General features: G+C 39.7%; 20 protein-coding genes. 14 read left to right on the top strand and 6 right to left on the bottom strand.

What is annotated here, in order from left to right; genetic code table 11:
* The first annotated feature begins 2 nt into the window (after window positions 1-2).
* The 14 genes from FTU91_RS06830 (at window position 3) to FTU91_RS06765 (ending at window position 16,382) form a co-directional block, all read left to right on the top strand.
* Entirely contained in the window at window positions 3-992 is a 990-nt protein-coding gene (locus tag FTU91_RS06830) for a hypothetical protein (RefSeq protein ID WP_180081558.1), read from the top strand.
* Between the two features lie 19 nt (window positions 993-1,011).
* Window positions 1,012-2,220, top strand: a complete 1,209-nt coding sequence (wecC, locus tag FTU91_RS06825) for a UDP-N-acetyl-D-mannosamine dehydrogenase (protein ID WP_180081556.1) — start codon at window positions 1,012-1,014, stop codon at window positions 2,218-2,220.
* Window positions 2,220-3,356 carry a non-hydrolyzing UDP-N-acetylglucosamine 2-epimerase gene (gene wecB, locus FTU91_RS06820; protein WP_180081554.1) on the top strand — a complete coding sequence of 379 codons (1,137 nt, stop codon included), beginning with the start codon at window positions 2,220-2,222 and terminating at the stop codon, window positions 3,354-3,356. The genes wecC and wecB overlap by 1 nt, the downstream gene beginning before the upstream one ends.
* Window positions 3,357-3,493: 137 nt before the next feature.
* Window positions 3,494-5,311 carry a heparinase II/III-family protein gene (locus FTU91_RS06815; protein ID WP_180081553.1) on the top strand — a complete coding sequence of 606 codons (1,818 nt, stop codon included), beginning with the start codon at window positions 3,494-3,496 and terminating at the stop codon, window positions 5,309-5,311.
* Complete coding sequence (locus FTU91_RS06810; protein ID WP_180081550.1) at window positions 5,308-6,519, top strand: glycosyltransferase family 4 protein; 1,212 nt, start codon at window positions 5,308-5,310, stop codon at window positions 6,517-6,519. The genes FTU91_RS06815 and FTU91_RS06810 overlap by 4 nt, the downstream gene beginning before the upstream one ends.
* A gap of 4 nt (window positions 6,520-6,523) precedes the next feature.
* Complete coding sequence (locus FTU91_RS06805; RefSeq protein ID WP_159123849.1) at window positions 6,524-7,132, top strand: sugar transferase; 609 nt, start codon at window positions 6,524-6,526, stop codon at window positions 7,130-7,132.
* Window positions 7,132-7,785, top strand: a complete 654-nt coding sequence (locus tag FTU91_RS06800; RefSeq protein ID WP_180081547.1) for a NeuD/PglB/VioB family sugar acetyltransferase — start codon at window positions 7,132-7,134, stop codon at window positions 7,783-7,785. The genes FTU91_RS06805 and FTU91_RS06800 overlap by 1 nt, the downstream gene beginning before the upstream one ends.
* Window positions 7,786-7,816: 31 nt before the next feature.
* Window positions 7,817-8,992, top strand: coding sequence for a DegT/DnrJ/EryC1/StrS aminotransferase family protein (locus FTU91_RS06795; RefSeq protein ID WP_180081540.1), 1,176 nt, complete (start codon window positions 7,817-7,819; stop codon window positions 8,990-8,992).
* Between the two features lie 111 nt (window positions 8,993-9,103).
* On the top strand, window positions 9,104-10,978 hold the full coding sequence (locus FTU91_RS06790) for a nucleoside-diphosphate sugar epimerase/dehydratase (protein ID WP_180081539.1): 1,875 nt from the start codon (window positions 9,104-9,106) through the stop codon (window positions 10,976-10,978).
* Between the two features lie 13 nt (window positions 10,979-10,991).
* Window positions 10,992-11,867, top strand: coding sequence for a UTP--glucose-1-phosphate uridylyltransferase GalU (gene galU / locus FTU91_RS06785; protein ID WP_180081537.1), 876 nt, complete (start codon window positions 10,992-10,994; stop codon window positions 11,865-11,867).
* A gap of 12 nt (window positions 11,868-11,879) precedes the next feature.
* Window positions 11,880-13,136 (top strand): nucleotide sugar dehydrogenase, encoded by a 1,257-nt coding sequence (locus tag FTU91_RS06780; protein WP_180081534.1) that lies wholly within the window; start codon window positions 11,880-11,882, stop codon window positions 13,134-13,136.
* A complete protein-coding gene (gene pgi, locus FTU91_RS06775; RefSeq protein WP_257221669.1) occupies window positions 13,136-14,809 on the top strand; it encodes a glucose-6-phosphate isomerase in 1,674 nt (557 codons plus the stop codon). Before FTU91_RS06780 ends, pgi begins: the two co-directional genes overlap by 1 nt.
* Complete coding sequence (galE, locus tag FTU91_RS06770) at window positions 14,802-15,818, top strand: UDP-glucose 4-epimerase GalE (RefSeq protein WP_180081532.1); 1,017 nt, start codon at window positions 14,802-14,804, stop codon at window positions 15,816-15,818. The genes pgi and galE overlap by 8 nt, the downstream gene beginning before the upstream one ends.
* Before the next feature lie 30 nt (window positions 15,819-15,848).
* A complete protein-coding gene (locus tag FTU91_RS06765; protein ID WP_180081531.1) occupies window positions 15,849-16,382 on the top strand; it encodes a serine acetyltransferase in 534 nt (177 codons plus the stop codon).
* An 82-nt stretch (window positions 16,383-16,464) separates the two neighbouring features.
* Here FTU91_RS06765 and FTU91_RS06760 read toward each other — a convergent pair whose 3' ends face one another.
* The 6 genes from FTU91_RS06760 to FTU91_RS06735 form a co-directional block, all read right to left on the bottom strand.
* Entirely contained in the window at window positions 16,465-17,841 is a 1,377-nt protein-coding gene (locus tag FTU91_RS06760) for a phosphomannomutase CpsG (RefSeq protein ID WP_180081529.1), read from the bottom strand.
* Window positions 17,842-18,012: 171 nt separating this feature from the next.
* Window positions 18,013-19,626 carry a Tn7-like element transposition protein TnsE gene (locus tag FTU91_RS06755; RefSeq protein ID WP_180081527.1) on the bottom strand — a complete coding sequence of 538 codons (1,614 nt, stop codon included), beginning with the start codon at window positions 19,624-19,626 and terminating at the stop codon, window positions 18,013-18,015.
* Window positions 19,627-19,637: 11 nt separating this feature from the next.
* A complete protein-coding gene (locus tag FTU91_RS16815; RefSeq protein WP_180081525.1) occupies window positions 19,638-21,164 on the bottom strand; it encodes a TnsD family Tn7-like transposition protein in 1,527 nt (508 codons plus the stop codon).
* A 26-nt stretch (window positions 21,165-21,190) separates the two neighbouring features.
* On the bottom strand, window positions 21,191-22,873 hold the full coding sequence (locus tag FTU91_RS06745) for an AAA family ATPase (RefSeq protein ID WP_180081523.1): 1,683 nt from the start codon (window positions 22,871-22,873) through the stop codon (window positions 21,191-21,193).
* On the bottom strand, window positions 22,870-24,990 hold the full coding sequence (locus FTU91_RS06740; RefSeq protein ID WP_180081521.1) for a Mu transposase C-terminal domain-containing protein: 2,121 nt from the start codon (window positions 24,988-24,990) through the stop codon (window positions 22,870-22,872). The genes FTU91_RS06745 and FTU91_RS06740 overlap by 4 nt, the downstream gene beginning before the upstream one ends.
* Window positions 24,977-25,780 carry a TnsA endonuclease C-terminal domain-containing protein gene (locus tag FTU91_RS06735; RefSeq protein WP_180081519.1) on the bottom strand — a complete coding sequence of 268 codons (804 nt, stop codon included), beginning with the start codon at window positions 25,778-25,780 and terminating at the stop codon, window positions 24,977-24,979. The genes FTU91_RS06740 and FTU91_RS06735 overlap by 14 nt, the downstream gene beginning before the upstream one ends.
* Window positions 25,781-26,043 lie beyond the last annotated feature (263 nt).

Below are 26,043 nucleotides of genomic sequence, written 5' to 3'. Positions count from 1 at the left end.
AAATGGGAATTTTACGTAAATTCAAAGGGAAAATAATATTAATTGATCAAGAGAAAAAATATTTTTCCCAAGGCTCAGAAATTTTCTCACAGTCAAATTTAAAAAAAGAAAAAATTATTAAGTTACCTGTATCTATTTTTATGAAAACTCTTATGAGATTTCACTTAATATCGAGAATGCTTCGTTTAGGTGTTCATCACTTTATATATGATGGAAAAGGTGGGTACTATTGTATTTATAATAAAAAATGTGCACGTTTTTCTTCTAATGGAGAGTTAATCGGTAAGCCTCTGAATTTGATAGGTGGAAGACCTCTTCGTGTTGATCTTTATAATGATGAATTAATCTACGGTGAGTATTGCTCTAATCAAGAGAGAAATCCTGTTTCAATTATATCTTATAATGGTTTTGATCAAAAAAAATTATTACAAATAAAAAATGTGAGACACATACATACCGTGCGTTGCTATCAAGATAAAATTTATTTTAGTACCGGCGATTATAAGGATGAGGCTGGTATTTGGTGTTGGGATGGCAAAACGACAACGCCAATAATTAGAGGAAGTCAGCAGACTCGTGCGGTAGATTTCATGATCATTAATGAAGTCATACTATATGGAACCGACACTCCTCTTGAAAAAAATTATATTTATAAATCTGATTTTAAAGGAAATTTAGAAAAACTGCAAAATGTTAGTGGTTCAGTATTTTATATGAGTTATCAAGCTAATCGTTATTGGCTTGCAACCGTTATTGAGCCTAGTGATGTTAACACTTCACATTATATCGAGCTTTGGTGTTCTTCTCCTCATGATTTAAAAAAATGGGAGTTGGTGGAAAAATTTAAAAAAGATATTTGGCATATGAAACTATTTCAATATGGTCAAATTCAGTTTCCTTATGGCTTTGATTCAAGTAAGGATGTTGTTTATTTTTATTTGCAAGGTGTCAATGGTTCAGGTTATTCAGTTGAATACTCAATAGCTTACTAATTATTTTTTAAGGTGTTTTATGCAATCTCAAGTAACTACTCTTGGTCTAGGTTATATTGGCCTGCCAACATCTGCGTTAATCGCTACTCATGAAATTTCTGTACATGGGGTTGATATTTCACAGAAAGTTGTAGATACAATTAATGCAGGGAAAATTCATATTGTTGAGCCAGATTTAGATTTGGCAGTAGCAAGTGCAGTACAATCGGGATATTTAAAAGCAGACACACAACCTGTTGAAGCTGCTACCTATCTTATAGTTGTTCCGACACCCTTTAAAGGTAATCATGAACCAGATATCTCTTATATTCAGGCTGCTACAGAGAGTATTTTACCACTACTAAAAGAAGGTGATTTATACATTATTGAGTCTACTTCGCCTGTTGGTACAACTGAGCGTATGCAAGAGTTTATTTATACACAGCGTCCGGAATTAACTGGTAAACTCTATATTGCTTATTGCCCAGAACGAGTATTGCCTGGTAATGTTATGTATGAATTGGTACATAATGACCGCGTTATTGGGGGGGTGAATCCAGCATCGACTGAAAAAGCTGTTGATTTTTATAAGCAATTTGTGAAAGGTGAGTTACATAAAACCAATGCACGTACTGCGGAAATGTGTAAATTGACTGAGAACTCATCTCGTGATGTTCAAATTGCATTTGCAAATGAATTATCTTTAATTTGCGATAAAGCTGATATCAATGTTTGGGAACTAATTCACCTTGCCAATAAGCACCCACGGGTTAATATTCTTCAACCTGGGAGTGGAGTGGGTGGGCACTGTATTGCGGTTGATCCTTATTTTATTACAGCTGAATTTCCACGCGAAGCCCAAATTATTGGTAAAGCGCGTGAAATTAATAATTACAAAGCTTTTTGGTGTGCAGAAAAAATCACAAATGCTATTCGTGATTTTGAAATTAAGAATAATAAGACTCCAGCAGTGGCTTTAATGGGTTTAGCATTTAAACCAAATATTGATGATTTGCGTGAATCCCCGGCAATTTATATTACACAAAAAGTATTGCAACAAGCTAAAGGTGAAACTTATTTTATTGTTGAACCGAATGTTCAAGATCATCCTTATTATAAAATTACAAAATTTGATGAGGCTGTTAAGAAAGCAGATATTATTGCTTTACTTGTTGCGCATAATGAGTTCAGAACACTTAATATTTCGGAAGATAAGATTGTTTTGGACTTTTGTGGGGTAGTTAAATAATGAAAGTTCTTTCAGTTTTTGGTACGCGTCCAGAAGCGATCAAAATGGCCCCTCTGGTTAAAGCGCTTGAGATAGATTCTTTTTTTGATTCGAAGGTAGTAGTCACTGCACAACATCGTGAAATGCTGGATCAAGTGTTAGAGCTTTTTGAAATACAACCAGATTATGATCTAAATTTAATGAAGCCTGGTCAAGAATTATATGATGTAACTTCAGGTGTATTACTGGGATTACGTGATATTTTAAAAGACTTCCAACCTGATATTGTTTTAGTTCATGGGGATACAGCTACAACATTTGGCGCCTCATTAGCAGCTTTCTATCAACAAATTCCTATTGGGCATGTTGAAGCAGGTTTACGTACTAACAACATGTATTCACCATGGCCAGAAGAAGCAAATCGTGTTTTAACTGGTCGCTTAGCACAATGGCATTTTGCACCTACTATACGTAATCAAAATGCATTGTTGGCAGAAAATATACCAAAATCACAGATTGTAGTCACAGGAAATACGGTGATTGATGCACTACAAATGGTAGTGAGAAAAATTGAATCATCTTTTGTTTTGCATGAAGCTATTCAAAATACTTTAACTCAAGCCGGTTTAAGTCTAGAAGTAGTTGATAAGCATTATATATTAGTGACAGGACATCGCCGAGAGAATTTTGGTGATGGTTTTGAAAATATCTGTACTGCACTTGAACAATTGGCAAAAAGTAATCCTGAAATACATTTCATATACCCTGTTCATTTAAATCCAAACGTTCAAGAGCCTGTGAAACGTTTATTGGGTAGTTTGAGTAATATTCATTTAATTGAACCACTAGGCTATGAGCCTTTTGTATATTTAATGCAGAATGCTTATTTAGTACTGACCGACAGTGGTGGTGTACAAGAAGAAGCACCTGGTTTAGGCAAGCCTGTTTTAGTAATGCGAGATACTACTGAGCGCCCTGAAGCTGTGGATGCAGGTACTGTTCGACTAGTTGGAACTAATAGTAATGTTATTATAACTGAGGTTCAAAAACTTTTAGATTGCGAGCAAGAATATCGGAAAATGTCACGGGCGCATAATCCATACGGAGATGGCAAGGCTTCTGAAAGAATTATCCAATTCCTTAAACAAAGAGCATAGCCTTTTATTAATTAAACTCATAGCTTGAGCAAGAGATTTCAAGCTTTATTGATTAACATTAATCTCCTATTCGGTATGAAAACTATTTTAATGTTTTTGTACCGGTTATCTTGTAATGAGAATATTGTAGATCGAAAATGCCAAGAGCCCTATTCGTAAAATTAAGTACTGTTTTCAACCTAGGACTTTTAAATTTATTTAGGATCCTAAAATACAGGGTTGAATTAAAATTTGGATTAAATGGAGTTCAAAAACTTACTGCAAAATTGCCACAAGGTCATTTTTTTAGTACTACACTTGAGCATAATACTTTAAGCAATTTTCCAAAGGAATTACAGGCTTTTGGTTATTTGGAATATCCTTTAACACAGGGTATTCCCAACTGGTTTTATAGTCCGTTAACCCAACATGAGTTTCAAAACAGTCATTTGGCTTGGTATAAAATTCCAGATTTTGACGCAAATGTAGGTGATATTAAAGGTATTTGGGAAGCTTCTCGTTTTGATTGGGTACTCAACTTTGTTCTGCAAACTCAACAACATAATGATGAAGCACTGCATGTTTTAGATACATGGTTAAATGACTGGTGCCAGAAAAACTCTGCCTATTTAGGACCTAACTGGAAATGTGGACAAGAAGCCTCTATTCGGGTCATGCATTTAATTGCAGGCTTAATTGGTTTAAATCAACTGACACAACCGAGTCAAAATATACAACAACTTATAGCATTACATTTAAAACGGATTGCACCTACCATTGATTATGCAATCGCTCAAGACAATAACCATGGTACTTCTGAAGCGACAGCACTTTTTATAGGTGGGGCATTACTCAATCATGTGACACCTAAACCGGAATATAAAGCATGGCGAGAACTTGGGCAGAAGTGGTTGGAAAATCGAGCTCAAAAACTGATTATGGCAGATGGTGGATTCAGCCAATATTCAGTGACTTATCATCGGGTCATGCTAGATTCATATAGTTTGGCAGAGATTGTACGCCAGCAACTCAATTTAAAAGCATTTTCTGATGTTCTTTACCATCAATTGCTAAAAGCAACCAACTGGCTGTATGTGCTTACACAAGAAACGAGTGGCGATGTACCCAATATTGGTGCAAATGATGGCGCACGCTTATTGGCCGTTTCAGCAACAGATTATCGGGATTTTAGGCCCAGTGTGCAGTTGGCTAGTACTTTATTTGCCGGGCAGAGTTATTACGCAGCTCAGGGTACTTATGATGAAAGTTTAGATTTTTTTAAATTAGATAAAAAAGTAATAAACCTTTCAAGCGTCCCTCAAAAAGATCAATTTTTTTCTAAAAGTGGTTTGATTACTGCACAAAAGCGAAATTTCTTTATTGCATTCAAACTGCCTGTTTTTAAGTTTAGACCAAGTCAGTGTGATGCCTTACATTTAGATGTTTGGTGGAAAGGGCAAAATATTTTACGGGATGGCGGTACGTATAGTTACAATTCTACACCAGAAGATTTAGAGTACTTTAGCGGTGTTGCCAGTCATAACACGGTACAATTTGATGGGCATCAGCAAATGCCTCGCTTAAGTCGTTTTCTGTTTGGTGCATGGTTAAAGCCGAGTCAACTAAATTATCAACCAGATCAGTTTAACTGTGCTTATCAGGATTATTGGGGATGTAAACACAAGCGGGAAGTTGCACTCAAAGATCAGAGTATTCAAGTGACAGATACAATTTCTGGTTTTAAAACACAGGCTGTTTTAAGGTGGCGTTTACAACCAGACCAGTGGCAATTGCAAGGCAATGTCCTGAGCAACGGTCACATCAGTATTGTGGTTCATTCAGAATCAAAGTTAACACTGCAATTGGTGCAGGGTGAAGAATCAAGATACTATTATCAAAAACAGTCTTTACCTGTACTGGAAATTAAAGCAACTCAAGCAACAAGTATTACTACGGTTATTCAAGACTTAACATGAAAATTCTATACTTCCACCAGCATTTTTCTACGCCCAAAGGCTCTGCGGGTATTCGCTCTTATGCCATGGCTCAAGCACTTATTCGCAATGGTCATCAGGTCACAATGGTATGTGGCTCATTTGGTGCAGGGCAGACAGGGTTAACCCAAGCATTTGAAAATGGAATGCGTCGGGGGGTAGTCGATGGAATTGAAATTATTGAGTTTGAATTGCCATATTCAAATAGTCTTTCGTTTTTAAAACGGATTTTAATTTTTTTAAGCTTTGCTTTTAAATCAATTAAAGTAGCATTTACAGAACAATATGATGTGCTATTTGCAACCACTACACCACTTACAGCAGGTATTCCAGGTGTTTTTGCAAAATGGCTGCGCCGCAAACCTTTTGTATTTGAAGTCCGTGATTTATGGCCAGAACTACCTAAAGCGATGGGGGTGATTAAAAATCCAATTGTATTGTGGATGATGTCTATATTGGAGTGGGTGTCTTACCATTCAGCAGACCGTTTGGTTGGACTATCGCCAGGTATCGTAGAAGGTATTGTCAAACGTGGTATTGATCCAAAAAAAGTGGCATCTATTCCAAATGGCTGTGATTTAGATATTTTTGCCCAAGAACAACAGGCTTGGCGTCCTGAACAGGTAAAAAGTACTGATTTAATGGCAATTTTTACGGGGACACATGGTTTAGCCAATGGTTTAAATGCAGTCATTGATGTGGCTGTTGAGCTACAGCAGCGTAAAAGAGATGACATTAAGCTAGTACTGGTAGGTGATGGTATGCAAAAGCAAGCCTTGCAGCAACGTGCTACAGATTTAAAACTGAACAATATTATTTTTCATGATCCAGTAAATAAAACCAAGCTAGCAGGCCTCATGGCAAGTGCAGATATGGGATTGCAAATTTTAGCCAATGTGCCTGCATTTTATTATGGTACTTCTCCAAACAAGTTCTTTGATTATATTGCAGCTGGTTTGCCTGTGTTGAATAACTATACTGGCTGGTTAGCGGAATTAATTCAACAAAAACATTGTGGTTTTGCTGTGCCACCTGAAAATCCTCAAGCTTTTGCCGATGCATTGGAGTATGCGGCAGATCATCGTGATGAGCTTGTGATAATGGGAAGGAATGCACAAGAATTAGCTCGATCTCAATTCGACCGTCAGGAACTTTCGCAAAAGTTTGCTGAGTGGGTAGCGCAAGGATAATATAATGCTAAAACGCCTTCTCGATATTATCATCGCTTCCATCGCCCTGATCCTGCTTTCACCACTTTATGCCTTTGTTGCTTATAAAGTAAAAAAGAATTTAGGTTCTCCGATTTTATTCCGTCAGGTGCGTCCCGGTTTAAATGGCAAGCCCTTTGAGATGATCAAGTTCCGCACCATGAAAGATGCTTTAGACGAGCAGGGTAACCCATTACCGGACAGTGAGCGTTTAACGCCTTTTGGCCAAATGCTGCGTTCCACCAGTCTGGATGAAATGCCAGAACTATGGAATGTAATTAAAGGTGATATGAGTATTGTCGGCCCACGCCCACTGTTGATGGAATATCTGCCGCTTTATAGCCCTGAACAAGCTAAACGCCATGATGTTCGTCCGGGTATGACTGGTCATGCACAAGTGAATGGTCGCAATGCAATTGGCTGGGAAGAAAAATTCAAGCTGGATACCTGGTATGTGGAAAATCAATCCATCTGGCTCGACTTTAAAATCATGTTTAAAACGGTACATAAAGTTTTAGCAAAAGACGATATCAGTGCCGAGGGTGAAGCGACCATGACACGCTTTACTGGTTCACAACACAAGGATGAAACATAATGGCAACTTTATATATTGGTGTTTATGGTGCAAGTGGTTTTGGTAAAGAAGTTATGCCATTGGTTCGCCAAAAGTTTCCAACTTTAGCTAAAGATAACTTTGTTTTTATTGATGATGGCCAAGCAGGCAATAGTTTAAATGACTATGCCATTTTAAGTTATCAGGATTTCGTCGCCCAACCAAATACACATAAGGCTGTAACCATTGCTATCGCGAATAGTCAAGTTCGTGAAAAACTGGTTCAGCGTTTAAATGAAGATCAGATTCAGCATTTAGATGTTCATGCAGGCAATACAGTTATTCTAGATGAGGTGCATATTGGTGAAGGGAGCTTACTTTGTCCTTTCACTTGTCTGACATCCAATATCAAAATTGGAAAATTCTTTCATGCCAATATTTATAGCTATGTCGCTCATGACTGTGTCATCGGTGACTATGTCACCTTTGCTCCCGGGGTGAAATGTAATGGCAATATCCATATTCAAGACCATGCCTATATTGGTACAGGTGCCGTGATCAAGCAGGGTACACCTGACAAGCCTTTAGTCATTGGCAAGGGTGCGGTAGTGGGTATGGGTGCTGTGGTCACCAAGAGCGTTCCACCGGGTGTGACAGTAGTTGGCAATCCGGCACGTATTTTAGAGAAAAAATAATTTTTTAAATTTTAAAAATTCAGGAAACATCATGTTAAACACTGCATTTGAACCATGGCCAAGCTTTACGCAAGAAGAAGCCGATGCTGTCTCCCAAGTCTTGTTATCCAACAAAGTGAATTACTGGACTGGACAGGAATGCCGTGAATTTGAAAAAGAATTTGCTCAATTTGTTGGCACACAATATGCAGTAGCATTGGCGAATGGTACCGTAGCTTTGGATGTAGCCTTGAAAGCCTTGGGAGTCGGTGCAGGTGATGATGTGATTGTTACTTCCCGTACTTTTTTAGCTTCTGCCAGTTCCATTGTCACCGCTGGTGCCAATCCAGTCTTTGCCGATGTCGAGCTGGACTCCCAGAATATCTCCCGTCGTACCATTGAAGCGGTCCTTACACCCAATACCAAGGCCATTATCTGTGTGCATCTGGCAGGCTGGATGTGTGACATGGACCCAATCATGCAGCTGGCTTCCGATAAAGGCCTGTATGTGATTGAGGACTGTGCCCAGGCGCATGGCGCAAAATATAAAGGCAAATCTGCCGGTTCAATCGGCCATGTCGCGGCCTGGTCTTTCTGTCAGGACAAGATTATGACCACAGGCGGTGAAGGCGGCATGGTGACCACCAATGACGAAACCCTGTGGAAAAAAATGTGGTCCTATAAAGATCATGGCAAAAACTTTGACAGCATCTATAACAAGCAGCATCCACCGGGTTTCCGCTGGCTGCATGATTCCTTTGGTACCAACTGGCGCATGATGGAAATGCAGGCAGTTATTGGGCGCATTCAACTGAAAAAAATGCCGGAGTGGACTGCAAAACGGCTTGCCAATATGCAGAAAATTTATACCGCATTTGCAGACAGCCCATATTTTACTGTCCATCGCCCATCCGATGACTATGTACATGCTGCCTATAAATGTTATGTACAAGTCAATAATGAAAAATTGCCTGAAGGATGGTCACGTGATCGCATTATGGGTGAAATTAATGCGCTGAATGTGCCTTGTTTTAGCGGTTCCTGTTCAGAAGTCTATCTGGAACATGCGTTTGATGGCACGCCATGGCGTCCGGCACAGCGCCTGCAAAATGCGCAGAAACTCGGTGAAACCAGCCTAATGTTTTTAGTGCATCCAACTTTAAGTGATGACAGTATGAATAAAACAGTTATGGCAATTCAGCACGTTATTGCTAGAATAGTTACTTAAACTTTTGCAAGAGAAATGCACCGTATTCGGTGCATTTCTCTATTATCACTCTAAGTTACCAATAGAATCATGATTCATTAAAAATTTATTAGAATTGAGACAACGTACCCAGTGAAATCGATCATTACGCCTTTCGTAGAATCACCGCGAGCCGCCAAACTTGCATTTTTAATTATTCTGGATTTTTGTGCTTTTCCTGTCTTGATCTGGCTCTGTTATGCGATTCGTCTTTTTGATTTAGGCGCAGAGGTAGTGCCTCATCTGGCTTTTGGTGCAGTTTGGGTGAGTGTCATTGCCGTTGCATCGCTTTTGCTCTGTGGGGTTTACCGCTTTATTGTCCGTACTTATAATGAAGTGTTTATGATCAAAATAGGACTGGCGACTGCATTGGCTGTCTTCGGTCTTTATGCCTTGGCTTATTTTACCCCGGCATTTATTCCGACCTCTATTCCGCTGATGTTCGGCTTTATGATGTTTGCCTGGATCTGGTTTAGCCGTGGCATTATCCGCTTTATTATCCGTTCCTATTTGCAGGCTGACGTACAGAAAAAACGCATTGCGATTTATGGCGCGGGTAATGCAGGCCAACAGGTTGCTGCTGCACTTTATCGTTCCAATGAGCATTTACCGGTCATGTTTATTGATGACAAACGCTCATTGACTGGACAGCAGCTGGGGCGACTTAAAGTCTATGATGCCCAGACAGCCCTAAAGCTCATGAGTAAGCAAAAAATTGATGAAATTCTGATTGCTTTGCCTTCAGTCGGACGGGTCCGTAAAAGTGAAATCATTAAATTTTTAGAACCAGCACATTTAAAAATTACCGAGATTCCGGGATTGACCAAACTGGTCGATGGTGAAATCCGGATTTCTGATATTCAGGAAGTAGATATTATTGACCTGCTGGGACGCGATCCGGTGCCGCCCGTAGCAGAGCTTCTGGCCAAGAATATTAAAGATAAAGTGGTGATGGTCACCGGTGCAGGCGGCTCTATAGGTTCAGAGCTGTGCCGGCAGATTGTGAAAAACCAGCCGGCAAAAATCATTATTTTCGAGTTAACCGAGTTTGCCCTGTATAGCATTGATAAAGAATTACGTTTAATGTCTCAGTGTGAGATTATTCCGATTCTGGGCTCGGTGCTGGAGCAGCAAAAACTGGAACGTGTGATTGAGCAGTATGCAGTGCAAACCGTCTATCATGCGGCAGCTTATAAGCATGTACCGCTGGTAGAGTGTAATCCGCTAGCAGGGCTTAAAAATAATGCAGTAGGGACAGCATTCAGCGTTAATGCTGCGGTCAAAAAAGGCGTCGAAACCTTTGTCCTGATCTCAACCGATAAAGCTGTACGTCCAACTAACGTCATGGGTGCCAGTAAGCGCATGGCAGAACTTTACTGCCAGGCGATGGCAGAAGCGCAACAGCAGACCCAGATCAGTATTGTCCGTTTTGGTAATGTGCTCGGTTCTTCCGGCTCAGTGGTACCCTTGTTCAAGCAGCAGATTGCCAAGGGTGGACCGATTACAGTCACTCATCCGGATGTGACCCGTTACTTTATGACTATTCCGGAAGCCTCACAGCTGGTGATTCAGGCCGGTGCCTTGGGTGTTGGTGGCGATGTATTCCTGCTGGATATGGGTGAACCAGTGCGTATCCAGGATCTGGCCCGTCAAATGATTGCCTTGAGCGGACTGAAAGTCCGTGATGAGCAGCATCCGGAGGGCGATATAGAAATTCAGTATGCTGGTTTGCGTCCAGGTGAAAAGCTGTATGAAGAACTGTTAATTGATCAGGAAAATACCGATATTACCTCACACAATCGTATCCTGAGATCATTTGAAAAACACGTTCCGTTACAGGAAATTACACAAGTGTTTGATAAAATCCAGGAACTTTCTGCTACGCAGGCAGATATCGACTGGGCCTTGTCACAGCTTGAATATTATGTTGATGGCTATCAACGTGGTAAAGAAATTAAAGTCAATTAAGTGAAGTTCATTTATGATTAAGAAAGCCATTTTGCCAGTCGCAGGCTTGGGTACCCGTTTTCTTCCAGCCAGTAAGTCTATTCCTAAAGAAATGGTGACGGTGGTGGATCGTCCAGCGATTGAATATGTGGTACGTGAGGCTGTTGCAGCAGGAATTGAACAGATTATCCTGGTCACACATTCATCTAAAGCATCGATTGAAAATTACTTTGACCGTAATTTTGAGCTTGAAACGACACTTGAAAATAAAAAGAAATTCGATTTGCTTGCAGAAATCACAGAAATTTTACCCTCCCATGTTAGTGTGATCAGCGTGCGTCAACCACAACCCCTCGGTTTAGGTCATGCCGTGCTCTGTGCGAAAGCCGTGATTGGTGATGATGACTTTGCGGTTTTATTGCCTGATGTGTTGGTGAAAGATCCAGAGTCAATAAATGATTTGAGCTTAATGATTCAACGTTTTAATTTATCCCAAGCTTCACAAATTATGGTGGAAGCTGTGCCGGATCATCTAGTCGATCAATATGGCATTGTGGATGTGGCTGCATCTCCGGCAGAAGGCGAAAGTATTAAAATGCAAGGGATTGTAGAAAAACCGGTAGTTGGTACGGCACCCTCTAATCTTTCCGTCGTAGGGCGTTATGTCCTGCCTGCCAAAATTATGCAGTTATTGGAAAATACCCCCAAAGGTGCAGGGAACGAAATTCAGCTCACCGATGCGATTGCAGAATTACAAAAGACGGAAACGGTTGAAGCCTATCGAATGAAAGGTCAAACCTTTGACTGCGGCAGCAAACTGGGTTATCTCAAAGCAGTGTTACATTATGGTATAGATCATCCTAAATTGGGTGAGGATTTCAAAGCGCTCATCCAGGAACTTGTATTATAAGGTGATAGAATAATGAAGGTTGCAGTATTTGGACAAACCCTCTATTCAGGTGTCCTGTCAGCATTGTTGGCTGAATGTGGTCATCAGGTGTATTGGTGTGATTTTCTAAAAAAAAGTGCTTTAGAACAAGCTTATGCCCAAGATGATGCAGTCAAACAGTTACTGGATAAACAGCAACAAAGTGGGTTTTTAAAATACTGTCACCTGCATGATATTGCCCTGGATATCGATGCTTATTTCTTTAGTTTTAATCCGACTGAAGAAAATTTGGGGATTGAAATATTAAAAGAAATCGGTCAGCGTCCAATTATTCATCCTAAATTGATGATTAATGCATCCACGCTAGGCTTGCATGGTACGGACAAATTACAAAAGTATTTACCTGAAGATGATTGGGTGTATTTACCCGATATTATTCAGGAGGGAAATGCCTTGGTCAGCATGACTCAAGCCGAACAGTTGATTGTGGGCTGTGAGCAAAGCAAGGTTCAATTCAAAATCCAGGAATTACTGCGACCATTATTTCCACGTCATCAGCAATATTTATTTATGCCCATTTTAGATGCTGAATTTACCAAACTCAGCATTTCAGGCATGTTGGCGACACGCATTAGTTATATCAATGACCTGGCCGTAGTTGCGGAAAAACTGGGCATTGATATCGAGCATGTGCGTCAGGGCATGGCAGCGGATAGCCGGATCGGGTCGTCGTATCTGTATCCAGGTGCGGGTTTTGGCGGAGAGAACTTCTCGCATGATATTCTTACTTTGGCCAATACCGTGTCCGGGACCGGCACGAAAAGTCAGCTGTTGGCGCAGGTTTGGGAAATCAATGAACAGCAAAAAGAGCTGCTGTTTAGAAAACTTTGGAATTATTACCATGGCGATTTAAAAGACAAAACGGTGGCAATTTGGGGTGCTTCTTTTAAAGAAAATACGGCACGTATCCAGCAATCCCCCATTCATACCATGCTGAAAGCCTTATGGGCGCAAGGAGTGACGGTCAAACTGCATGATCCGCAGGCTTTGGCTGAAATTGAAAAAGTCTATGGACATCGTGAGGACTTAATTTATTGTACTGACCAGTATGAAGCCGTAAACGGCGCATATGCCTTATGCCTGTTAACCGCCTGGAAACAATATTGGAGTCCCGATTACCCAACTTTATTAAAAATAATGCAGCATCCCCTGATTTTGGATGGTCGAAATATTTATGATCCAGATTATGTGAAAGCGCAGGGATTTGCCTATATAGGGGTAGGGCGTTAATGATGACTCAAACACAACTTTATCCAGTAGAAGCGACACATTCAGTTCTGGGTAAGCTATTAAGCTTAAAAAATGAATTAAAAAATAAACATTTAACCGATTTCTTTGCAGAAGAAGATGACCGTTTTCAAAAATTTTCTGTAAATTTAGACAATGTAGTTTTTGATTTTAGCAAGCATCGGGTCAATCAGGCTGTAATTGACCGTTTGGTTGAATGGGCCAATGCACAACAGCTCAAGCCCTGGATTAAACGGCTGTTTTCTCGTGAAGCCATTAACTATACCGAACAGCGTGCGGCGATGCACTGGGCATTACGTTTGCCTCCACGTGATCAGCAGCATGCTGAAGTCGCTGCGCAGGTCCATCAGCAACTTCAGCGTATGTATGCCTTGGTGGAAAAAATTCATGCCGGTCAATTTCGCGGTGCGACCGGTGAAGTGATTCAGGATGTGGTCAATATTGGTGTTGGAGGGTCGGATCTTGGGCCAGTGATGGTTAGTCACGCGCTATCTGATTTTAAAAAACAGACCGCCAAGCCTTTAAATGTACATTTTGTCTCGACCATGGATGGCAGCCAGCTGTCAGCATTGCTGCATCAGCTGCGCCCTGAAACCACTTTATTTATTATCTCGTCCAAGTCTTTTGGCACCATTGATACCTTATCCAATGCGCAAACCGTGCGTTTATGGCTGGAAAAAGCCTTAGGTCAGCATCCACATATTCTCAAGCACCATTTTATTGGAGTCTCGACCAAACCTGAGAAAATGACCGAATGGGGCATTGCTCCTGAAAATCAGTTGTTGCTTTGGGACTGGGTTGGCGGGCGATATTCACTCTGGTCATGTATTGGTTTACCGGTGGCACTTAGTATCGGGGTTGCGGGCTTTAAGCAGCTGCTGGCCGGGGCTTATGCCATGGATCAGCATTTCCGGAATGCTCCTTTTGCAAAGAATATTCCGGTGTTGATGGGCTTGCTGGGTGCCTGGAATACCAACTTTCTAGATATCCAGACCCATGCCATTTTGCCTTATGATGGCCGTTTAAAATACTTTGCGGCCTATTTACAGCAGCTGGAAATGGAATCAAATGGTAAATCGATTCAACGTACAGGTGAACACGTTGAAACCAATACTTGCCCGATTGTGTGGGGAGAGGTTGGACCCAATGCCCAGCATGCTTTCTATCAGTTATTGCATCAAGGTACACAAGCGGTCAGCTGTGATTTTATTGCACCGGTAAAACGCTATAATGCCCAGCAATTTACTTATGTAGACAATGCCGATGCCTTGATTGAGCAGCATCATTTGGCACTGTCTAACTGCCTAGCACAGTCACGCTTGCTGGCATTTGGTAATCAGGCATTAGATCAGACTGAACTCAATGATTTACCTGCCTATAAACAATATGCAGGCAATCAGCCCAGTAGCACCATTTTACTCAAAGAGCTGACACCTTATAGCCTAGGTATGTTGATTGCCATGTATGAACATAAAGTGTTTGTGCAGTCTGTACTCTGGAATATCAATCCCTTTGATCAATGGGGCGTAGAAAAAGGCAAGGAAATTGCCAATCAGCTGCTGCCGATTTTAAGTGGCGAAAGTCAGAACATTTCAGAGCTGGATGCCTCGACTCAAGGTTTATTAAAGATATTATTAGGAAAAACAGATGGCTAAAATCTTAGTGACCGGCGGTGCAGGCTTTATCGGCTCGCATACCTGTGTGGAACTGTTAAGTTCAGAGCATGAAGTCATTGTGCTGGATAATCTCTGCAATAGTTCGGAAGAGTCTTTAAACCGTGTACAACAGATCTGTGGAAAAAACCTTACTTTTGTGCAAGGTGACATTCGTGATGCACAAGTTTTAGATCAGGTTTTTCAGCAGCATCACATTGATGCGGTGATTCATTTTGCCGGGTTAAAAGCGGTAGGTGAAAGCCAGCAAATTCCATTGGCTTATTTTGACAATAATATTTCTGGCTCCATTCAACTGGTACAGGCCATGCAGCGCGCAGGGGTATTTAATCTGGTCTTCAGTTCCTCGGCTACAGTGTATGATGAGGCGAATGTATCACCTTTAAATGAAGACATGCCTACAGGTATGCCGAGTAATAACTATGGTTATACCAAACTGATTGTTGAACAGCTTTTACAGAAATTGTCCCTAGCAGATCAACGCTGGTCGATTGCCTTACTGCGTTATTTCAACCCGGTCGGTGCGCATAAAAGTGGTCGTATTGGAGAAGATCCGCAAGGCATTCCGAATAACCTGATGCCATTTGTCACTCAAGTCGCAGTTGGCCGTCGTGAAAAACTGTCGATCTTCGGCAATGATTACGATACAGCTGATGGAACTGGCGTGCGCGATTATATCCATGTGGTGGATTTAGCGAATGCGCATTTGTGTGCCTTGAATAATCGCCTTATGGCAAAAGGCTGTCGTGCCTGGAATATTGGAACCGGTCAGGGGTCATCGGTTCTAGAAGTAGTGAAAACGTTTGAACGGGTCAACCATGTGCCGGTCGCCTATAGCATTGAGCCGCGTCGTGAAGGTGATGTGGCGACTTCATTTGCAGACAATACCCGTGCTATGCAAGAGTTAGGTTGGAAACCGCAATATACTCTGGAAGATATGCTGGCTGATAGCTGGAACTGGCAAAAGCAAAATCCGAAAGGGTTTATCTAAGATCCGATCATGAACAGACAGGTGGATTCGATGATCTTGAAATTAATTTTGAGTGATTTATATCGATATACAGGCAATCAAAAACTAAGTTCTTTTATTAAAAATTATTTTTTTAATCGAGGATTTAATTTTTCTGTGTGGCTTAGAATTGCCAGTTCTAAAACTTTGCTCGCCAAGATTGCCTATCCTGTTTTTTATTATAAAAAGAAAAAATATGGCATTGATATTCATGCTAATACAAAAATTGGGTTTGGTTTATATATTGGTCATGGTGGACCATTGGTGGTAAGTCCAACGGCAACGATAGGTAATAATGTGAATTTATCACAATATACCACGATTGGGGCAAATTTAGGTCCAGCGGCTATGATTGGAGATAATGTCTATATAGGGCCAAATGTGTGCATTATTGAAAATGTTAAAATTGGCAATAATGTAACGATTGGTGCGGGCAGTATAGTGACCAAAGACATCCCTGAAAATGCAACTGCTGCAGGTAACTATGCCAAGGTACTTAACTTTGAACAGCCAGGAAAGTTTGTGAACAAAAGATATAAAATTTAAATGACTAGTTTTTAAAATAAAAGAGCTCAATTTGAGCTCTTTTTATAAGATGGCAATACAATTGTACATTGCAATCTTATTTTTAACGATTGCCTTGAATCAGTTGGGTCAATTCATCCACATAATCTTGTATCGGTTCAGGATTTTTATCTGCACGGCTTTCAATATTTAAGCGCAGTAATGGCTCGGTATTGGAAGCGCGTACATTGAAACGCCATGCACCAAAATCCAGGCTTACACCATCTGTTTGATCAATTGCTGGATTTTGATCGGCATAATGATCAAAAATCTTTTGAATGGTCGTTTGGGTATCTGCCACTTTGAAGTTGATTTCGCCTGAGCATGGGAATTTTGCAATCATTTCTTCTACCAGAGCAGACAACGGTTTTTGAGTTTCAGACAATACCGACACCGCTAACAGCCATGGAATCATGCCGCTATCGCAATAGGCAAAGTCACGGAAATAATGGTGTGCACTCATTTCTCCGCCATACACAGCATTATGCTCACGCATTTTTTCTTTAATGAAAGAGTGGCCGGATTTAGACTGGATCGATTCACCCTGGTATTGTTCAACAATATCAAAGGTATTCCAGACCAAGCGAGGGTCATGCACAATTTTCTCACCCGACTGTTTCAGCAAGAACGCTTGTGCCAATAGACCCACAATATAATAGCCTTCAATAAACTGGCCTTTTTCATCAAACAGGAAGCAGCGGTCAAAGTCGCCATCCCAGGCAAGGCCCATGTCAGCCCCATGCTCAATCACGGCTTTACGCGTGCTGTCACGGTTTTCAACGAGCAGCGGGTTAGGAATACCATTCGGAAAGGTGCCATCGGCTTCATGGTGAATTTTAATAAATTCTACCGGTACATTCAGGACTTTGAATTTTTCTTCAATCGCATCAATCACATGACCCGCTGCACCATTACCCGCGTTTACCATCAATTTCATTGGTGCAATTTTTGAGGGTTCGATGTAAGTCATGAGATGATCTACGAATTCAGGCAGGATATTATATTTTTCGGTCGTCCCTTTTTGCTCAACGTCTTTAAATACGCCTGATTCTGCTAAAAGCTGGATGTCTTTTAAACCCGTATCTGCACTGATCGGACGTGCATTTTCACGCACCAGTTTCATGCCATTGTAATCCATTGGATTATGACTGGCAGTCACCTCAATACCGCCTTGAACATCCAGGTGGAAGGCACCGAAGTAAACTTCTTCCGTACCCGTCATGCCTAAATCGAGTACATTAACACCAGCATCATTTAAACCGCGAATGATCGCTTGCTTCAGGTCTTCACTGCTGAGACGAATATCACAACCGATTACTACTGTTTTAGGTTGATAGATCTGTCCATAAGCCCGGCCAATTTTATAAGCGATGTCTTCGTTTAATTCTTCACCCAATTTTCCACGAATATCGTAGGCTTTAAAGCATGTGAGTTTTGTCATGTGAGTTATCAAGATCCTTTAAAACTAATGGGAAACAGAAGGAGTGACCATATCATAGCACCATAATTCTCTCATCAGAGTTCATGCACTCATGATTGTAACTGCCTTATTTATGTGATGTTCAATCGGTTTTTTTATCTCAATCTCATGATCTAGATTGTCGAGTATGAGTTATGTGATTGGTGAAGATGAATTTTTTACTGAGTGCCATTTCTCAAGAATACGCTCTGCCCAGTCTTCATAATAACGAGCATCAACGGCAATAAGGTCTTTTGCAGGATGATTAATCGTATAAGGCTTTATGTCATGTATTTTAGTTAAAAATTCTTTAGGCCAACTCAGAGATTGTGACAGGATTGCAATTTTGAAAAGCTCTATCTGCCGATTCATGAGTTTATTGCTATTATGATCATATCTGAGCATGAGTGTAGAAATATTTTTTTTCCCATCTGATGTGTCTATTTCACATAAGTAAAACAGCTCATTATCATTCTGATCGAGTATTAGTGTTATATAAAATCGGCGATTTTTACCATTCTTGAGTTTATGTCCTTTAAATCTGCCACATTTTACGAAATCTTTATTATGGATGTTTTCGACTTTATACCCCTTTTTTTCGATTTCTTTTACCATCAGGAAAAAATTATGATGATGGTCATCTACAAAAGTGGTGCCTGAATCTATGGTAAAGCCTGGTAAAGTGCCATCATCTTGTGCTTCACCACCTGCAAAACCTTGCTCTATTGAATCATTTGTTCCACCTGTATTCCCTCCTTGACCAGCAATTTCTGAACGGGAAGCATGTATAGAGAAGCGTAAATCTTCAATAGTAATAATGCGCCCCACTTTATTTCGCAGTTGTGTAATTTGCTGATCGATATCAGCATTAGCTTTACTGTCAAGTTTGGATTTATCTTGACTCCCTGACGGTTTTTCCCCCTTATTTTCACCAAAAATATCTTTAATCTCACCCAAACGTTTTTGAGTGACCACATGAAACGTGATGGGCTTCTTTATTCCTGTTTCTAAATTTTCGAAAGTGTTGATACGCTCGATACGATAAATCTTTTTTTCTGGATACATGAGACCATCCACATCGAGTTGCATGTTGTCTAGGACAGGGGCATCCATATCAAAGTGGTAGGCTGGTGAATGGGCCTGGTTTGCAATGGTTTTTTCATACACACTTAAGAAAGTCTGATTTAATTCAGGATATAAAAGGATTAAGGCTAGTCTTTGTAGAAAAACAGGATCTTTTAAATCCTTTGTGGTTATTTTTCTGTTCGGTGCAATAAAAATATGAAATGCTTTCTTTTCATTGCGATCAATTAGTACATCAGTTGTGTATCTTTCAGCAAACAATGCCGCTCGTAAAAAATATGGGTGAGAGAAGAGGAGATCTCTTCCGAATACCAGTTTAGGTATTTGAATGGTCCAACCATCCAAAGCATCTCCCAAATTGTGATATTGGAAACTGAAGCAGCGACGATTGCGATATTTTGGATGGGTATTTACAGTTGGATTTTCTGCATTTGTCTTGTTCAAGATTCCTAAATTGATTTGAGTGAGCTTACGGTTGACTAGAGGTACTGGTTCAATTTGATTTAGTGGTGTTTTGTAGTGATATAAGAGGATGCTTTCAATTGGCATTTTAGTATCAAAATATCTGTTATCAGGTGCATCACATAAAGTTGTATCGATATAAAAACGAGTTGTCCCACGACGAGTAATCTGTGTTGCATAATAGTAAATGTTTTCTTTTGATACACAGGCTAAAGGAAGCATCCTCACTATTTTTACCCCATTATATGATTAAAAAATCGACGCGCTTCTGGTGTTAAGCGTTCTGGGCTTAATCCGGATAGGCGTAGAAAGACACTCGGCGGATAATACTTATTCTCAATTTGTTGATGAATAAATGTCCGAGTAAGACGACGTATTTGATAACACTCTACAGACTCAGCGTAACGATCTAGAAATGCTGTAGTCAATGGCAGAAAATGCCAGTTTTTTTCAATCAGGCTGACATGACCGAGTTGTTTGATCAAAAATTTTTTAGTCCATTGTGGTGAGTCTATGTCTTCTAATAATTCATCACGTATCTTAATCAGTTGTTTCATAAACTGACGATCTCGAATATTCCAATCGACACGTGGCTTGGGTGGGGAGAGTGGTGCCATGACAGCGGTTTGATTGATCTTTAATAGCCATTCTTTTTGGCTACGATACAAACGAGCATACAGTGCACCATTTTTTTGGCGGGCTGATTTGACTGGTAATTCCTGAATTAACTGTATCCATTTGATTTGATCATCCGAAAATATTTGATTAGTCTCAGGTTTCACATTGACTTGGATGGTTTGTTCTTCTATAGCTGTGGCCGCCATATCAAGGTATTGTTGATACGTGTGAATTGGGCTGCATGTGGGAACCAGAGCCCTTATCAGGATCAAATGTTCGAGATATGAAAAAGCTTTTCGGTGTTTTCTGCAGATATTCTTGAGCCAGCAATTCTCAGACCGCAGATCACCTAGGTGATAGTACTGAAGAAAACTTTCCCCCCAATAATCGACAACAAGTTGACGAACTTTTTCATAATTGATATTTTTTTGACCTGAAAGTAAGTTCCGATCTTTTAAAATATTGAAGTAAGCGACAGATATAGAAGAAAAGTTTTTTAAAGTGATTGTGTCTGAATTAGACAATAGTTCTTCAATCAATCCTGCAAGTTCACTATGCTTATTTAAGTCCTCAGAATTTAATGCGAGCTGAATAGAGTCCTTAAGAGCATTTAAATGAGCAACATAGTACCTTCGGTCTAGTCCATTACACGAGACAGAGCTTACAAAAAGGGGGGATGCATGCTTTGTACAATATTCATATCCTGTAATCTGCCAGCTGCGTTTCCAGTAAACTTCACCATATTGCTCCATCTGTTCTTGCCAGCAATGAGGGCAGAACCGAAAAAAATTCACAGATTTAATTCGTGACGCATTTTTCCCCAATTTTGTGTGCAGTGATTGAGTGCGCTCACTTCGTAGAGCTTGTACTGCATAATTCACAACACTATTTGGTTGAAATGGCTGAAACAGGGGGAACAATGTATGATTTTGAATGAGACTATGCACATCATAATGATCAGGTAAATAACTGGCCAACCTGTCTAGATGCGAAGGTAAATCATAAGTTGGTGTTAAATTCCTGCTATTGAATAATTCTTCTGTGAGATATTTTGGACTCAGAATTCCATGGTGAACTGCATAACGTGCAATCACACTGTAAACTAACTCATCCGGATATGGGGTTGGAAAATTCGAAATCACGATGTCTCACCCTCCATTCTTTCTGCTTAATGCAAAATTGGCTGTGTAGGATTAAACAAGTAGTTCGATGATTTTAATAGTTCATAAACATCTATTTCCTGTTCTTGTGCTTGACTGAAAAAATTTCGTAAATCATTCGCTTCAGTACTCTTCCATTCCTCTGCTTTCATCACTTTACGTGATGCTCTTGGCTTCTTTACTGGAGTTGTAATCTGATCTTTTTCAAGTTCATCTTCAGTGGAAGAGCTATCTAATATCTCTAAAATATGCTGGAGAAGTACCTGTAATTTTTCGTTTGGATATCGTTTTAATGTAGAAGTAACATACTGTTCTATTGTAGCAGCCGGGTGACCAAAGGCTGTCAGCATACCAATGAGGGTAGAATAATGCGGTCCTAAATCTTTATGCTGTTTTTCCATTTTTAATTCAGATTTAAAACGTTGTTTTTCAACATATTCTTCAATTTGAACTTGAGGGATGGTTAGGTCAGAATACCGTGCAATACGTGCGGGATTGCCTGAACGCAGTGCATCTAAAATGTCGTGGACTGGCTGTAATTGTTCTTCATAGACCTTTTTAAATAATTCTGAGGTGATTTTTTCCAGGCCGATGGTGATGGCGTGAATTTGTACCAGACAGAACAGCTTAACCACTAGATCTGGAATACCCTGCGTATAATAATACCAAGTGTTTCTTAATTCATCGGTCAGTTCAGCTGGTTGTTGAATCCATTGATATTGCCACAGCTTGTTGGTAAAGGCATACCATTCAGAAATGATCATTTGATCAGGGTCGCCAGGATCGGGAATAGGCGCTTCATTTCGCATAGGTTCCCAGATTAAAGAGCCTAATCCTGCACTGCGTCTAGCTGACCTTAAGTCTTCTTGCAGGATTTCATTCGCTTTAGGTGTCCCAATCATCACGATAGGGATCGATGCCACATTCACCAGCGTGACAAAGAAATTAAGAATGATCTCAGCCCCGCCAGATTTTTTTGTATTCAAATGCTGGATTTCATCAATGATCAGAAGTCCAATAGAATAATTATTTGCGATAATTTTCATCTGTTGCAGCATTGCATTCACATTTAAGCGGCTTCTGGTGAAACGATGCTCAAAGTTAGTATCTCCTAATGCTAAATCTACTGCTCTAAAAAAGTTTGAACATAAGTTTTTTAAAGAGCTGTCATGCGGGCAATCAATTTTAAGGAAAACAATTTGTTTTAATCCTAGCTCTTTATGCTCAATCACTTGCGGGTAATAACGCAAAATCTTGTTCATCGTCGTTGTTTTGCCGCTTCCTGAGCATCCTATAATTGACATGCTGGTCGCAGTTGATTCTGGAGGTGCATATCGGTAAGAACTTTCATTTGATGGTTCAAGTTGTTGAAAAGCGGCGTGTAAATGCCTTTGTCTATCACCATTATTGATGTTTCTACTCACGTAACCTTGCCGGATCATGATAGAAATTTTTTGTTCCAGTGATAGATGTTTGGTCAGTGGTTGAAAAAAATCATGAGGCAGCTGAGCAATCAGATGGATTCTTTCTGGTTGGGGTAAGAAACGTTGTTCTGGAATAAATTTCAGTTTTCCCCGTAGGTGTTTAATGACTGACTTTGTATCAAGGATAGGCGGTAATTTAGTAATGAGAGGATTATCCCCATAGATGTCTTGTATCGATGTATTAACTACTATTTCATTATTATTCATTCTTCATCGTCCTCTTCAAATAATTGTCTCATTAAGTCTGGTTGACTGGTTAAATCCAGATTGCTGCTGTCAGATTGGGATATTTGAGAATTGTCTTGGTTGGGATTGATAGTCTGGATAGAATTGCTGGGTCTGTTCTGGAGATGTTCCGCACGTTCCACTTGGATAGCTTCTTGTTTATTCTGACGGATATCCCGAGTACGTTGTGCTTTAGAAAGTTGGTGTACTCCTACTTGAGCCTGCCGACTCTGTGCTGCATGAATGATTTTGTCAGTAAAATCCTGCAATTCACTGATGGCTACAGACTTTAGTTGCGAATGCTGTTTTTCAACAGTTTTGATCGCTTTTTGAATTTGTTCAGCTTCCCACCAGGTCAGATGCTGATATTGACGTGAGGCATCACTTAAGTGGGCTTCCCAGTATTCCAATTTATTTTCATCAAAGAAAACATAAATGGTATTTACTGAGTATGGGTCAAAACCAATCCGCAACTTTTTCGGGCGGGATTTGGTCGTGTTACGAATAAACCAGCCTTGTTGATGCATTTCCAAACATTGATAGACTAATCCTTTGACTTTAAGTCCTTTATCACTTAAGGATGCATCGATCCTAGGTAGCAAGCCAACATATAGTGATTTGTTATCCACTTGTCTCAACATCCCAGTACGGTGCTGTAGGCCCCACTGCCAGAGCTTAAGAGGGATAGAAGGCAGGTCAGTTGGCATATCGGCACTGCGATCATATTTTGTCAAAACGTCAAAATTATTGCGTAATAAGACGCAGCTTAATATGATTTTTCTGAACTCTTCTAGAGTCAGACAAGCTTCTAGGCGATAATCATGTCCGCCTTTCTTTTTTTCCTTGAATCCAGAAACAACACCGATATTCTCGTAGGATTTAAAGCGTGACTGAATGATTCCGAAAGCCCTCTCCACAATACCTTTGGCATCGCTTCGATATGGTGGAGCATTTTCAATTCGAACAGAAAAGTTTTTTTCAAGAAGTTCAATTTGATATCCAATTAGTTCACCGCGGTCTGCAAGTATGGCACTAGGTAAACCATAAATAGGCCAGTCTTCCGATTGTATTTGCAAGCCGTAACTCTGACAGAATGTCACTTTATCTTGGATTGCAACGCTGAGGCATTGTATGGCTGTGTTAAATGAACTGTTTTCCATACCGACATAAAGCCCAGTAATCATTCGGCTGAATACATCGATAACAATATATACGGTAGGTCTGCCAATAATCTGTGATGGATCTCGTGATGATACAAGGTAGATATCAGCAATTGTTGAATCTATCTCATAACGCGCACCAGGACCATTTGCTTGCTTGGCTGCTGTTGAAGTCAGAGGTTTGTGATCTTTCAGGGTTTTCTGATTCGTCAGAATTTCCTTGGAATTGTTCTTATTTCTGTATCGCGTATTATAAAAATAATAGAATTGAGTATACGTTGGAATATCTGCGGCTTGCACTTGATGAAATTGCTTAGAAAATGAATTTTTAAATCGAAGATAAGTTTCGTTAATGGATTGTTTTTTGATAGGAATTAAATACTCTTCGATGGCTTTCTTAAAATATAATTCAACCTGTTCAGTGACATTCTTACCTTCACTTGATTCATAGATTCGTGGTCTGCCAATCTTTTTATTACCTATAACTCTTTTTTTGCCTTTTCCACCTGAGTTTTCATAGTCCGGTACCAAAGCATTTATAGTTTGCCCACGTTGCCAGTAACGTCTTAGTAGTCGTAGAATTTTATTAATTGATACCTCTTTTTCCAGATGTATCATTCTAACTTTTGCTGTTCTTATTTTTGCATTGATAAGAACTTGTTCATCATTAATAAGGTCTTGAATAATTGAAAAGTTTTCCTCTCTTTTTTTGAGTTGAATAGAATCTTCACTCAAGTTTAATCGTTTTAAGTATTCATAAGGATCTTGTGCTGGTATCAGGCTTTGATCATCTGAGAGAGTTTGAAGTTCCTTGGATAAAATGAGTTCAGGGAATGCATTTTTATTATCAATAGAAATCCATACCGTATACTGCGGTAGGAATTTGAGTATTCGGTATTGTGTTGAATTCAAGATGTAAACTGAATTAATTAGTTGCATGGACTGTATTCTCATTCTGGAGCAAATTACTTGCATGAATATCAGAGAGTTTAAGCTCCAAGTACGAAATTTCTAGATTAAATTGCAGTATTCGCAGTGCAAATAGTTTTCTGAACAATGCGAGCGTCGTTCCGATATCCAGTTTTTGAGTTTGGTCAATATGCTTGCAGAAGGTGATTAAGGAGCTTTGAGGATACTGGCTAATTTCTTCCATAAAATAAACTGCTTGATCAATCATGTGATTCGTTATTTCAAGATCATTTTTTTCTACATACAGCCATTTAATGTTCTCTAGTACCGTCGCAGGAATGTCTTTTTCAGTAATCAGCTTGAACGGAGTATTGTGCTCTTCTTCCCAGTAACGACGTTTAATTTCTAATGTCTCAATAATATGAGCTTTATTCAGATCCTTGCTGTAAAGAGTGTCAAGTGCTATAGAAAACTTGCCAAAATCAACTAAAAAATCTGAAAATAGGGTAAACGGTATATAATCAACCGATACCTTTTTCATCCGATAACGAGAACATATAGAGTTAAGATCATAGATATCTAAAGGATAATGTTCACGAATATCTGTAACTTTCTGATTCCAATCAAGTAGTAAAAAAGTGGATAGCTCTAGATCAGAAAATAAGTGATGAAGACGTTTACTGACACGACCTTGTACTCTGTGAGAGCGACCAATTGAACTGAAGTTTTGAACAGTTTTGCAAGGTTTATAATCGCGTCCATGGCCTTGGCCATATCCTGCTGTTACTAATTCTTCATAGTTTTTTATAATTTTTGCCATACAGAAGACCTGTGGATTTTGGTTGATAATTCATCATATCTGAAGGGAGCTAATTTTGTATTTGGCAAAAAAATACAAACTTAAATATATTTATATATAAACAAAATTTTATAATTTTAACTATATTATTCATATAATTTCTCTGTACACGACAAATTTCATAGGATCCTTGTCCTATCAGGCTTTTTCTTTCTTAAAATTGCTAGCACTTTCTTAAATTCTTCTTTTTTTCCAAAACCAATCAAACGTAGAATAGCCATTTG

It is taken from the genome of Acinetobacter sp. YH12201 (assembly GCF_013418145.1).
Lineage (GTDB): Bacteria > Pseudomonadota > Gammaproteobacteria > Pseudomonadales > Moraxellaceae > Acinetobacter.
Note: the sequence above shows the minus strand (reverse complement) of the source record. Positions and strands in the feature narration are given on the sequence as shown.

Bases quoted from the DNA above. Each gene is read 5' to 3' on its own strand.
- FTU91_RS06765 (WP_180081531.1), top strand. From the start codon at position 15,849: ATGATCTTGAAATTAATTTTGAGTGATTTATATCGATATACAGGCAAT.
- FTU91_RS06830 (WP_180081558.1), top strand. From the start codon at position 3: ATGGGAATTTTACGTAAATTCAAAGGGAAAATAATATTAATTGATCAA.
- FTU91_RS06760 (WP_180081529.1), bottom strand. From the start codon at position 17,841: ATGACAAAACTCACATGCTTTAAAGCCTACGATATTCGTGGAAAATTG.
- wecC (WP_180081556.1), top strand. From the start codon at position 1,012: ATGCAATCTCAAGTAACTACTCTTGGTCTAGGTTATATTGGCCTGCCA.
- FTU91_RS06780 (WP_180081534.1), top strand. From the start codon at position 11,880: ATGAAGGTTGCAGTATTTGGACAAACCCTCTATTCAGGTGTCCTGTCA.
- FTU91_RS06800 (WP_180081547.1), top strand. From the start codon at position 7,132: ATGGCAACTTTATATATTGGTGTTTATGGTGCAAGTGGTTTTGGTAAA.
- FTU91_RS06805 (WP_159123849.1), top strand. From the start codon at position 6,524: ATGCTAAAACGCCTTCTCGATATTATCATCGCTTCCATCGCCCTGATC.
- FTU91_RS06735 (WP_180081519.1), bottom strand. From the start codon at position 25,780: ATGGCAAAAATTATAAAAAACTATGAAGAATTAGTAACAGCAGGATAT.
- FTU91_RS06795 (WP_180081540.1), top strand. From the start codon at position 7,817: ATGTTAAACACTGCATTTGAACCATGGCCAAGCTTTACGCAAGAAGAA.
- galU (WP_180081537.1), top strand. From the start codon at position 10,992: ATGATTAAGAAAGCCATTTTGCCAGTCGCAGGCTTGGGTACCCGTTTT.
- pgi (WP_257221669.1), top strand. From the start codon at position 13,136: ATGATGACTCAAACACAACTTTATCCAGTAGAAGCGACACATTCAGTT.
- FTU91_RS06810 (WP_180081550.1), top strand. From the start codon at position 5,308: ATGAAAATTCTATACTTCCACCAGCATTTTTCTACGCCCAAAGGCTCT.
- wecB (WP_180081554.1), top strand. From the start codon at position 2,220: ATGAAAGTTCTTTCAGTTTTTGGTACGCGTCCAGAAGCGATCAAAATG.
- galE (WP_180081532.1), top strand. From the start codon at position 14,802: ATGGCTAAAATCTTAGTGACCGGCGGTGCAGGCTTTATCGGCTCGCAT.
- FTU91_RS06745 (WP_180081523.1), bottom strand. From the start codon at position 22,873: ATGAATAATAATGAAATAGTAGTTAATACATCGATACAAGACATCTAT.
- FTU91_RS06815 (WP_180081553.1), top strand. From the start codon at position 3,494: ATGCCAAGAGCCCTATTCGTAAAATTAAGTACTGTTTTCAACCTAGGA.
- FTU91_RS06755 (WP_180081527.1), bottom strand. From the start codon at position 19,626: ATGCTTCCTTTAGCCTGTGTATCAAAAGAAAACATTTACTATTATGCA.
- FTU91_RS06740 (WP_180081521.1), bottom strand. From the start codon at position 24,990: ATGCAACTAATTAATTCAGTTTACATCTTGAATTCAACACAATACCGA.